10 protein-coding genes are annotated in these 10,842 nt (G+C 37.1%); 8 read left to right on the top strand and 2 right to left on the bottom strand.

Annotated features, from left to right (window positions below):
* The first annotated feature begins 329 nt into the window (after positions 1-329).
* The 8 genes from K9V48_RS20130 to K9V48_RS20165 all read left to right on the top strand — a co-directional run bounded on the left by K9V48_RS20130 (position 330) and on the right by K9V48_RS20165 (position 10,137).
* Positions 330-2,150: a sensor histidine kinase gene (locus K9V48_RS20130; RefSeq protein WP_224140946.1), complete on the top strand. Its 1,821-nt coding sequence runs from the start codon at positions 330-332 to the stop codon at positions 2,148-2,150.
* Positions 2,147-3,724, top strand: a complete 1,578-nt coding sequence (locus tag K9V48_RS20135; protein WP_224140947.1) for a response regulator — start codon at positions 2,147-2,149, stop codon at positions 3,722-3,724. The genes K9V48_RS20130 and K9V48_RS20135 overlap by 4 nt, the downstream gene beginning before the upstream one ends.
* Before the next feature lie 104 nt (positions 3,725-3,828).
* Positions 3,829-4,551 carry a ThuA domain-containing protein gene (locus tag K9V48_RS20140; RefSeq protein WP_224140948.1) on the top strand — a complete coding sequence of 241 codons (723 nt, stop codon included), beginning with the start codon at positions 3,829-3,831 and terminating at the stop codon, positions 4,549-4,551.
* An 11-nt stretch (positions 4,552-4,562) separates the two neighbouring features.
* A complete protein-coding gene (locus K9V48_RS20145; protein WP_224140949.1) occupies positions 4,563-5,597 on the top strand; it encodes a Gfo/Idh/MocA family protein in 1,035 nt (344 codons plus the stop codon).
* Between the two features lie 2 nt (positions 5,598-5,599).
* Positions 5,600-6,637 (top strand): Gfo/Idh/MocA family protein, encoded by a 1,038-nt coding sequence (locus K9V48_RS20150; RefSeq protein ID WP_224140950.1) that lies wholly within the window; start codon positions 5,600-5,602, stop codon positions 6,635-6,637.
* Positions 6,634-7,602 (top strand): sugar phosphate isomerase/epimerase family protein, encoded by a 969-nt coding sequence (locus K9V48_RS20155; protein WP_111618285.1) that lies wholly within the window; start codon positions 6,634-6,636, stop codon positions 7,600-7,602. The genes K9V48_RS20150 and K9V48_RS20155 overlap by 4 nt, the downstream gene beginning before the upstream one ends.
* A 76-nt stretch (positions 7,603-7,678) precedes the next feature.
* Positions 7,679-8,776 carry an ABC transporter ATP-binding protein gene (locus K9V48_RS20160; protein WP_224140951.1) on the top strand — a complete coding sequence of 366 codons (1,098 nt, stop codon included), beginning with the start codon at positions 7,679-7,681 and terminating at the stop codon, positions 8,774-8,776.
* A gap of 350 nt (positions 8,777-9,126) precedes the next feature.
* Entirely contained in the window at positions 9,127-10,137 is a 1,011-nt protein-coding gene (locus tag K9V48_RS20165) for an ROK family glucokinase (protein ID WP_224140952.1), read from the top strand.
* A 65-nt stretch (positions 10,138-10,202) separates the two neighbouring features.
* Here K9V48_RS20165 and tnpA read toward each other — a convergent pair whose 3' ends face one another.
* Positions 10,203-10,598, bottom strand: coding sequence for an IS200/IS605 family transposase (gene tnpA / locus K9V48_RS20170; RefSeq protein WP_224140953.1), 396 nt, complete (start codon positions 10,596-10,598; stop codon positions 10,203-10,205).
* On the bottom strand, positions 10,547-10,842 hold a 296-nt coding region (locus K9V48_RS20175; RefSeq protein WP_438803905.1), incomplete at its 5' end, for a hypothetical protein. The genes tnpA and K9V48_RS20175, both read right to left, overlap by 52 nt.

Raw genomic sequence — 10,842 nt, forward strand, 5'->3', positions numbered from 1 at the left:
TTTACAAACGGCAAATCAATATTTTCTACCTTATTTTCATTATTCATCTGACTGCACCTCCTACTACCTTATTTTAATGAATGACGAAAATTATGAAACTGCTTACATTGACCATTAGGGTGGAAAATATTGAACAGACAAAAAATAGACTTATCGATATATGGGACATTTTTTATGTAAAAAGATTCCCAAAAATATGCTATACTAGCGTGATATAATTTATTCAGAAAATTATAGATGAAATTTTAAGGAAAATATCTTGATGAAGGAGAGGGTTGGTTAGTTAAAAAATTAGAATTTTATATACAATGGAAAACTAACCACAACATATGGGATGGAGTATTCGCAAAAAATTAATTATCTTTCTAATGGTCGCAACCATTTTCCCTTTTGGGGCAGCAATTATAATTACGTATTATCAAACGACCGACTCACTCAATCAGCATTTTGTTTCAACAACTCATGATGTGATTGAAGATGGGAAAGAAGACATTTCAACATACTTACAAGATTTGGCGTATATGACGACGACAATTTATCGGTATACTCCACTAATGAATTCGCTTAGAGATGGGGTATCCAATGATATAGTTAAAAATCAAGAAGAAGTAAAAAGAATACTTGTTTATTTATTTAATACAAGGCCTGAAATTGAACAAATGCATCTTTATATTCATAAAGGAAAAGACTCTTATGCGATCTATCATTCAATGTTAAGTGAGCGAGGAAAGTATGATAATGTCAATTCCCATCCATACTATTTTCAATTAAGTCAATCTACTAATTTTACAGTGATTGAACCGCCACATGAAATCTATAGTTATAACAATTTATCTCTTATTCCAAATTCACAAAAAAAGGATGTATTAAGCTTCCATAATGTCATACGAGACATTCCATCAGATCACCCTTTAGCTTTTTTATCAATAGATATTAATCTATCAAAATTAAGTGCAATAGCTGATCGCTTATATTTAAAAGAAACAGAAGATTTTTATCTGATAAATGAAGAAGGCTTGATCGTTTATTCGTCAGAAGAAAAGTTAATTGGAACAGAGAATAAACAGCAGTGGTTTCAGCAAGTGAAACGGACGTCAGAATCAAGCAAAAGTATGGGATGGAAGGATACGGATTTTTCAGGAATTATTGTTTATGAGAAGTTCACCGACTCATTTAAAGACTGGTATATTGTTAAGAGAATTCCTTATGATTCACTTTACCAAGGTGCTAGAGAAACGGTTTTAACAAACATATTAGTTGGTCTTATCTCCCTTGTTATTGTTCTGTTTGCGACATTGGTCATCTCATTTAAGTTTACTGCTCCGATTAAAGTATTGATCGCAAATATGAAACAGGTTGAACAGGGGAAATTTCAAGCTAATTTTGACTCGCTTGGCAACGATGAATTTGGCATGCTAGGTAGGCATTTTAAATTAATGCTTGCTAAAATCAATGATTTGATCCAGAGAAAATATAAATTAGAAGTTGAAAATAAATCGTCACAACTGAGGGTATTGCAATCACAGGTTAATCCGCATTTTCTTTATAATGCTCTTCAATCCATCGGTACTTTGGCGTTAAAGCATAAAGCAGTTCCAGTCTATTCGTTATTAACTGCTTTATCAAAAATTATGCGATACAGTATGAATATGAAAGAAGATATTGTCCCACTTACAGCAGAGATACAGCATGTTACATCTTATTTAACTTTACAGAAACAACGATTCGATGAGCGGTTTGAATTTGAACTGAAGATTCAAAAGGAAGTAGAAGATATCCATGTACCAAAAATGATTTTGCAGCCTCTTGTTGAAAATTGTTTTAAGCATGGGTTTGATCAGCAGGAGGGGAAATCAATTATTCAGATTGAGGCTTATTTGCAACAAAATGATAGCATTTATCTAACTGTAAAAGATAATGGAAAAGGTGCAACTAGTGAGGAATTAAGAGATATTCAAAAGGAATTGTTTGAAGGTATTCGAGAAGACGGAATGCAGAGAGAAGCGATCGGCTTAAAAAATATTTATGATCGTTTGCAGATTTACTACAGTAATCAGGTGAAAATGTCCGTTAACAGTAATGAAGATAGTGGATTCACAGTTACCATCGTGATGCCTAAGGAAATGAGCAAGGAGGTGAACCCTTCATGAAAGTATTACTTGTTGATGATGAAAAACATGTTCGTGAAGGAATTATGTTACTTGGAGAATGGGAAAAGTTCGGGATTGAAACCATTTATGAAGCAGAGAACGGTGCAGAAGCTATTAACTTCATACAAAAGTTTCAACCTGAAATTATTTTTACGGATATGAAGATGCCGAAAATGGACGGCATTCAACTTTTAGAATGGATGAAAGAACATTATCCATATTGCAAGACGGTCGTGTTAACCGGATATGATGATTACCACTATATGAGAAAGGCTATTCACTATGGCAGTGTAGATTATCTGTTAAAGCCAATTGATCCGGAAATCCTGAATACGACGTTGGAACATGCCTTAGCTGAATGGAAAAAGGAAGAAGCAATTCGTAAGAAAAATAAAAGTAGCTCTCAATTAATCAATAAAATGAAACCTGCTTATCGTGATCGAATGCTAACCCAATTAATGAACAATGAGTCAATGAAGGAAAATTTGTATGAAGAATTTGGTTTTCAAGTTTCTCAGTCCTATACGGTAGCACTTGTGAAAGTAAGCGGGAAGACAATTGGTGAATTTCATGGAGATCGAAATCTAGCATATTTCACGATATTGAACGTTATTAATGAAATATTGACTGAGAATGAATGTGGGACAGGCTTTCGCTATTTATCAAATAAAGGTGAAATTATTATCATCTTTTGGAAAAAAATCGAGCAGATCGAAGAATTACTTAAAAGTATGTATAAACAGTTGAGAAAGACGTTTAACATATCTTGTCCGATTGCTTTAGGAGAATCTGTTAATAAGATTTCTGAACTATTAGAATCCTATAGCCGTGCAAAACACGTTATTTTAAACAGTAATATATTGGACGAAAAAGGTGAAAGAGTCTATTTACAAGAAATTAAGTCAGAAACAGCTTTACCCAATTTAATGGGGTATGCTTCTGAAATAGAACTAGCTGTGCAAGCTGGTGAAATAGGAGCATTTGAGGAAATGATTGAAAGAGTGACGAAGGAATTGAAAGAAAGTAGATTTTTATCGTTAAAGCTTTTGTTAAACTTTGAAAAGGAATATCAGGTCATATGTAATCGATGGCTTAAGAAATATCAATTATCGTTCTCTGTGGTAGAAAAAGTTGAAAAACAAATTGATCCTTACTTTGATCAAAACGGTTCCTTTCAATTCGAAAAATATATCGAGAGGAAAAAACGGGAAATCTCACTCTTTTTGAAGAAAGTGAAACGGGGCTCAGGAAAGAAAAATACTAACATCATTTACGAAATTGAAACGTATCTTCAAGAGAACTGCAATAGAGATGTAAAGCTCCAAGAGATAGCGGAGCAATTCTATTTAAGTAGAGAATATATCTCAAGGAAATTCAAACAAGAATTTAATGTAAATATATCAGACTATGTAGTGAAGATTCGTATGAACAAGGCGAAAACATTACTAAAAAACAGTCAATTAAAAATTTACGAAATTGCCGAAATGATAGGGTATCAAGATGACAAATATTTCCGCAAAGTCTTTAAAAGGATTGAGGGAGTTACTCCCAATGAATACCGCACATCCTGTTAGTTCAATATTTTCCACCCTACTGGTCAATGTAAGCAGTTTCATTAATTCGAACATTCTCTAAAATAAAGATAAGGAGATTAACTTTAATAAGGAGTGAATAGATAATGTTGAAAGTAACGGTATGGAATGAAAATCGTCATGAACAAAAAAATCCGGTTGTTAGAGATATATATCCAAACGGCATCCATGGTGCGATTGCTGATTTTTTAAAATTAGAAGGATTTGAAGCAGGAACAGCTACTCTGGATGAGCCGGAACATGGTTTAACAGATGATGTGCTAAATAACACGGATGTATTAATTTGGTGGGGGCATCTTGCTCATGAAGAAGTAAAGGATGAAATTGTCCAAAAAGTACAGCAGCGTGTCCTGGATGGCATGGGACTTATTGTTCTTCATTCTGGCCACTTCTCGAAAATTTTTAAAGCGTTAATGGGTACGAGCTGTGACTTGAAGTGGAGAGAAGCTGATGAAAAAGAACGTCTTTGGGTGGTAAGCCCGAGCCATCCGATAACAGAAGGCATAGCAGAGTATATTGAATTAGAAAAAGAAGAAATGTATGGAGAGCATTTTGATATCCCTGAACCTGATGAGCTTATTTTCACAAGCTGGTTTGAAGGTGGCGAAGTATTCCGAAGCGGCTGCACCTATAGACGTGGGAACGGTAAGGTGTTTTATTTCAGACCTGGGCATGAAACATATCCGACGTACCATAATCAACAAATTCAACGTGTAATTAGGAATGCAGTTAACTGGGCTAAGCCTGTAAAACGAAACAGACCTGTCTATGGAAATGCCACACCACTAGAAGAAATTAAAGGAATATAGGGGGAATAATTATGAAAAAGCTAAGAGTCGGAGTGATCGGTTGCGGAAGTATTGCACAGCATCGTCATTTGCCAGAATATGTTGCGAATAAGAATGTTCAGCTTGTTGCCGTATGTGACATCAATGCAGAACGTGCAAAAGAAGTAGCGGGAAAATACGAAGTTACGGCTTACACTAGCTATGAAGATTTATTGCGTAGTGGGGAAGTGGATGCAGTAAGTGTATGTACACCAAATTATCTTCATGCCCCTATTTCAATTGCAGCTTTAGATACAGGAGTACATGTTCTTTGTGAAAAACCGTTGGCAACTTCTAAAGAAGAAGCTGAAGCAATGATTTCAGCTGCTAAAAGAAGTGGTAAAAAATTAATGATCGGTCATAATCAACGCTTTGTATCGTCTCATCAAAAAGCACGTCAGCTAATTCATAGTGGAGAAATTGGTAAAATTTACAGTTTTCGTACCGCATTTGGCCATGGTGGACCAGAACAATGGAGTGTCGAAGGAAAAGAGGGTTGGTTTTTTCAAAAGGAAAAGGCCTTTATTGGTGCAATGGGTGATTTAGGCGTTCATAAAGCAGATTTACTCAGGTTTATACTTGGGGAAGAAATTACAGAAGTAGGAGCATTTGTTGAAACAAGTGCGAAAGACTTCGCGGATGTGGATGACAATGCTGTTTGTGTCTTAAAAACAGAAAGCGGTATCATCGGTACACTTGCTGCAAGCTGGGCTTATGTAAGTAAGGAAGATAATTCAACGATTATTTATGGAGAAAAGGCCATTCTACGTTTAGAAGATGATCCAATTAATTCACTAATCGTACAATATGCAAACGGTGAAATCGTAAACTATCAGCTTGGAAAAATTCAGTCTAATGATGAGGGCGGGCAAAATAACTCATTTGTAGTGGAGAAGTTTGTGGATTCCGTTCTTAATGATCAAGAGCCACCAGTTAGCGGTGAAGAAGGTATGAAATCTTTAGAGGTTATTTTAGCCGCGATCGAATCGAATGAAACAAGAAAAATTATAAAAGTGCAGGCGATGTAATTGTGACTAAACTACGAATTGGGATAATTGGTGTTGGCGGTATTGCACAAACACGCCATATCCCTGCCTTTCTTGAGTTAAGTGACCAGTGTACAATTACGGCTCTAAGCGATGTGAATCTCGACCGGGCGAAAGAAGTAGCCGAAACATACAATATTCCTTATGTGTTCAAGGATTACCAAAACCTCTTTTCCCATGTGGATGCCGTATGTATTTGTACTCCAAATAAGTTCCATGCTGAAATATCAACTGCCGCATTTGAGGCTGGAATTCATGTAATGTGTGAAAAACCAATGGCCCTTAGTGTGAAAGAATGCGAAGCTATGATTTCTGCCTCAAAAAAAGCGAATAAAGTCCTTGCGATTGCCTATCATTATCGTTTCATGAAAGAATCTCAAGCAGCAAAAAGCGCGATGCAGGAAGTCGGTACGCCACTTGTGGCAAGAGTTCAAGCGTTAAGACGCCGCAAAGTGCCAGGCTGGGGTGTTTTTACCAATAAAGAGCTTCAAGGAGGCGGAAGCTTAATTGACTACGGATGTCATCTTCTTGATCTAGCCCTTTGGTTAATGGGAAATCCCAAACCCATTGCTATATATGGGAGTACGTATAATCGATTAAGCAAAACGCCAAATCAAGTAAATTTATGGGGGGCATATGATCATGAGACATTTAATGTCGATGATCATGTAACAGCTTATATTAAATTTGAAAATGGTGCTTCCATGTTATTTGAAACATCCTGGGCAGCGAATATAAAAGACGACAAAGAGCATGTTAGCATTTCAGGCGTTGACGGTGGTTTAAACGTTTTTCCTTTTGAAATGTATACAACAAAAAATGGAATGTTGTTAAACAGTGAACCGGCATGGCTCCCTGGTCACGAAGACCCTGCAATGCCGCAGGCAAAAAACTTTATAGATGCTTGCCTCGAGAAGGTTCCACTTATTGTTCAGCCTGAAGGGGCCCTTCAAGTATCACAAATTATTGAAGCCATCTATGAAAGTCATGATTCTATACAAGGGGAAGGGGCACGAAAATGAAATTAGGCGTATTTACCGTATTATTTGCTGAAAAAACATTCGAAGAGATGCTCGATACTGTAAAAAATGCAGGGCTGCACGCAGTTGAGATTGGAACAGGAGGCTATCCAGGTAATAGCCATTGCGATTTAGATGCCTTATTAGCAAGCGAAGAATCGCGCAAACAATATCTTCAAAAAGTTCGAGATCGTGGGCTAATGATTAGTGCCTTCAGTTGTCATGGTAACCCGATTTCACCCGAAACATCATTTGCAGGTGAGTCTCACGATACGCTCTTAAAAACAATTAAACTAGCATCATTGTTAGAAGTGCCGGTTGTTAACTGCTTTTCAGGAACAGCTGGAGATCATGAAGGAGCTAAGTATCCGAATTGGCCTGTTACCCCATGGCCGAATGAATATGGGGATGTTTTAACATGGCAGTGGGAGGAAAAACTCATCCCATATTGGAAAGAAGTAGGGAATTTTGCGAAGGAGCATAATGTTAAAATTGGACTTGAACTTCATGGTGGTTTTCTAGTCCATACACCGTATACTTTGTTAAAGTTACGAGAAGAAACCTCTGATGCGATCGGTGCCAATTTAGATCCGAGTCATTTATGGTGGCAAGGGATTGATCCAGTAGCTGCCATTAAAATTTTAGCAAAGGAAAATGCTATCCACCATTTTCATGCTAAGGATACATACATCGACCAGGAGAATGTGAACATGTATGGGTTAACAGATATGCAGCCATATGGAGAAGTAAGAACAAGAGCATGGTCATTCCGGTCGGTTGGTTGCGGACATAGCTTGAAAGAATGGTCTGACATGATGAGCGCCCTTCGTACGTATGGTTATGACTATGTTGTTAGCATCGAACATGAAGATCCGATTATGTCGATTGAAGAAGGGTTTAATCGCGCAGTAACAAACTTAAAGTCAGTGTTGATTGAAGAAGCCCCTTTACAGCCATGGTGGGTGTAGTAGGAATACGGCAGGTACCAAAAGTTTTTAACTGCACCAAAAAAGAAATCGCTTTCATATAAAGGGGGAAAATTCAATGGCTGAGTTACGCTTAGAAAATATTTATAAAATTTATGATAAAAATGTTACAGCAGTGGAGGATTTTAATCTTCATATTCAAGATAAAGAATTTATTGTCTTCGTAGGCCCATCAGGGTGTGGAAAATCGACTACTCTTCGTATGGTTGCAGGTCTTGAAGAAATCTCAAAAGGTGATTTCTATATCGATGGCAAACGTGTCAATGACGTAGCACCAAAAGATCGCGACATTGCGATGGTCTTTCAAAACTACGCATTATATCCCCACATGAGCGTATATGACAACATGGCATTCGGTTTAAAACTACGTAAATTTCCAAAAGATGAAATCGATCGCCGTGTACAAGATGCTGCTAATATTCTTGGGTTAGAGCAATATTTGAAGCGTAAACCAAAAGCTCTTTCAGGTGGGCAACGGCAACGTGTTGCTTTAGGTCGTGCGATTGTCCGAGATGCAAAAGTATTTTTAATGGACGAGCCGTTATCAAACTTAGATGCAAAACTTCGTGTGCAAATGCGCTCTGAAATTGCTAAATTACACCAAAGACTACAAACGACAACTATTTATGTCACACATGACCAAACAGAAGCGATGACGATGGCCTCTCGCCTTGTCGTCATGAAAGATGGGATTGTTCAACAAGTAGGTGCACCAAAAGAAGTGTATGAAAAACCGGAAAACGTATTTGTTGGTGGCTTTATTGGCTCTCCTTCGATGAACTTCTTTAAAGGGACGTTGAAAGATGGCGTCATCCAAATTGGTCAACTAAACATTGTAGTGCCGGAAGGGAAAATGAAGGTATTACGTGATCAAGGCTATGTGAATAAAGAAGTCATTTTAGGCATTCGCCCAGAAGACTTACATGATGAGCCTGTGTTTATTGATTCATCACAAGCCACAACAGTAAATGTCAAAGTAGACGTAGCAGAATTAATGGGCGCTGAAACAATGATTTACTCACAAATTAGTGGTCAAAGTTTTGTAGCGCGTGTGGATGCTCGTACGGAAGTAAAACCAGGCCAGCAATTAGCATTAGCTTTAGATATGAACAAAGCTCACTTCTTCGATACAGAAACAGAGCTTCGCATTCGCTAGAGGCATAGAATAAATGAAAAGAAGATTTCTCGTCAAGCATGGAACAATTTTGATATAAGAAATAGCCAAGCGTTTTTTAGAAAAACCTTGGCTATTTCTCATATTTATCCCGCATTAACGGGCAGTAATACCCCCACCTCTGAGCTTGAATGAATCACAAAGAAGCGAAGGTGGAGGATAACTGCCCGTAAAAGCTAAGGTAAGTCTCGCTATCCATCAGTGGGAGATAAGGAAAACCCCCACTGATGGAAGTCTCGCTTTATAAACGTTAAGTTATATTGTTAAAGTTTTGTAAGAACTAAAAAAAGAAATAGGTTGTTAAACCATTCATAAAAGGGAGGAGCGTCATGATGACGAATGTTTTAATTGGGGTGGATTTAGGTGGTACGAGCACAAAGCTAGCATTTATTGATGAAAACGGCCATTTTCTAAACAAATGGGAAATTGAAACTGATAAACGCGATTCTGGAAAGTATATTCTATTAAATATCGTAAATTCTATAAGTGAAAAAGTGAAAGAACTAAAGATAGAACGCGAGCAATTAATTGGCATTGGAATAGGTGTTCCTGGTCCCGTTAACTTTGAAACTGGTTTGGTGTATCAATGTGTAAATCTAGGATGGGGAGAAACACAAGTAAAAGAAATTCTTGAAAAAGAGACAGGGATCCCAGTTGTCGTTGATAATGATGCAAATGTTGCTGCTATCGGTGAAATGTGGAAAGGCGCAGGAAAAGGAACGAAAAATATGATTTGTGTCACTCTTGGCACTGGTATTGGCGGCGGTGTAATTATGGATGGTAACATTGTTCATGGTGTAAAAGGTGCTGGCGGTGAAATAGGGCACATTGTGTCAGTCATGAATGATGGTTTTACTTGTAATTGTGGGAAAAAGGGATGTTTAGAAACAGTTGCATCCGCATCTGGGATTTCCCGTCTAGCGATAGAAGCAGTTCGTAAGACAAAAAGAGATAGCAAGCTAAAAGAATGGTATGAAAAGAGAAACCAATTAACAGCAAAAGATGTATTCGATGCATTACACGAGGGAGATCAGCTAGCAGAAGAGATTGTAGAAAATGTAACAAAGTATTTAGGTGTAGCGTTGGCCAATATTGGTAGCCTATTAAACCCTGAAAAAATTGTGATTGGTGGTGGGGTATCTGCAGCAGGTAATGCGTTATTAGCCCCATTAAATCACTACTTTAATCAGTATACTTTTTCAACAGTTCGAATTAGTACGATGTTAGTACTTGCTACATTAGGTAATGATGCTGGTGTTATCGGAGGAGCGTACTTAGCAAAAACCTACGGTGATCATATTAGAAAGATTAAGCATAACTCCTATATTAAAGAATTGACTTAATAGATTTATATCTGTGGGCGTAAAACCACGATACCTTTAGGTTCGTGGATGTAAGCCCACGGTTTTCATCCTTGTTCGTGAATATATTTTTGAATCATCTCTTTGCTGACATTTCCAATGGAACAAGCGAAATATCCGTCGCTCCAAAAGGTTTGTTCCTTCCAAAAATGTTTAGAAAGATACTTTTCATGTTGTTTCCAAATATGAAACGTAGTCATTTGCTTGAGTAGTCTCACAATTTCAAGAATACTCATCTTAGGCTCATACTGAATAAGCAAATGGATATGATCCTTATCTACTTCCATTTCGACTATTCTAAAATGGTATCTATTGGCTATATCGTGCATAAGTTGTTTCACATCATTTCCAAGTTGGATTAACAACTTTTTTCGATATTTACAAACAAATATCAGATGACACATAAGTAAAAAATTGGAATGGTTTTTTGTATGGTAATCCATGATTTTCTGGCACTCACTCTCTGCATCTTAGAAAACTTTGGGATTGGCTTTAAATCTACCTTATGTCCTTCAATATCCATTAAAATAGCATAACCGCTGCTCATACGTCCTTTAATAAAATATTCTTCTCCTTTGTATTGAATCTTATCAAATTTTCTAAATCCAAATAGCTTCCCTGTTGGAATGACTTGTTCACTACGAACGCCTTTGGTTTGTTGATAATCGCCATCAGAAACGCATTTTT

The organism is Metabacillus rhizolycopersici (genome assembly GCF_020075705.1).

Excerpts from the sequence above, each read along its gene's own strand:
- K9V48_RS20130 (WP_224140946.1), top strand. The coding sequence starts at position 330 with ATGGGATGGAGTATTCGCAAAAAATTAATTATCTTTCTAATGGTCGCA.
- K9V48_RS20135 (WP_224140947.1), top strand. The coding sequence starts at position 2,147 with ATGAAAGTATTACTTGTTGATGATGAAAAACATGTTCGTGAAGGAATT.
- K9V48_RS20140 (WP_224140948.1), top strand. The coding sequence starts at position 3,829 with ATGTTGAAAGTAACGGTATGGAATGAAAATCGTCATGAACAAAAAAAT.
- K9V48_RS20145 (WP_224140949.1), top strand. The coding sequence starts at position 4,563 with ATGAAAAAGCTAAGAGTCGGAGTGATCGGTTGCGGAAGTATTGCACAG.
- K9V48_RS20155 (WP_111618285.1), top strand. The coding sequence starts at position 6,634 with ATGAAATTAGGCGTATTTACCGTATTATTTGCTGAAAAAACATTCGAA.
- K9V48_RS20160 (WP_224140951.1), top strand. The coding sequence starts at position 7,679 with ATGGCTGAGTTACGCTTAGAAAATATTTATAAAATTTATGATAAAAAT.
- K9V48_RS20165 (WP_224140952.1), top strand. The coding sequence starts at position 9,127 with ATGACGAATGTTTTAATTGGGGTGGATTTAGGTGGTACGAGCACAAAG.
- tnpA (WP_224140953.1), bottom strand. The coding sequence starts at position 10,598 with ATGGATTACCATACAAAAAACCATTCCAATTTTTTACTTATGTGTCAT.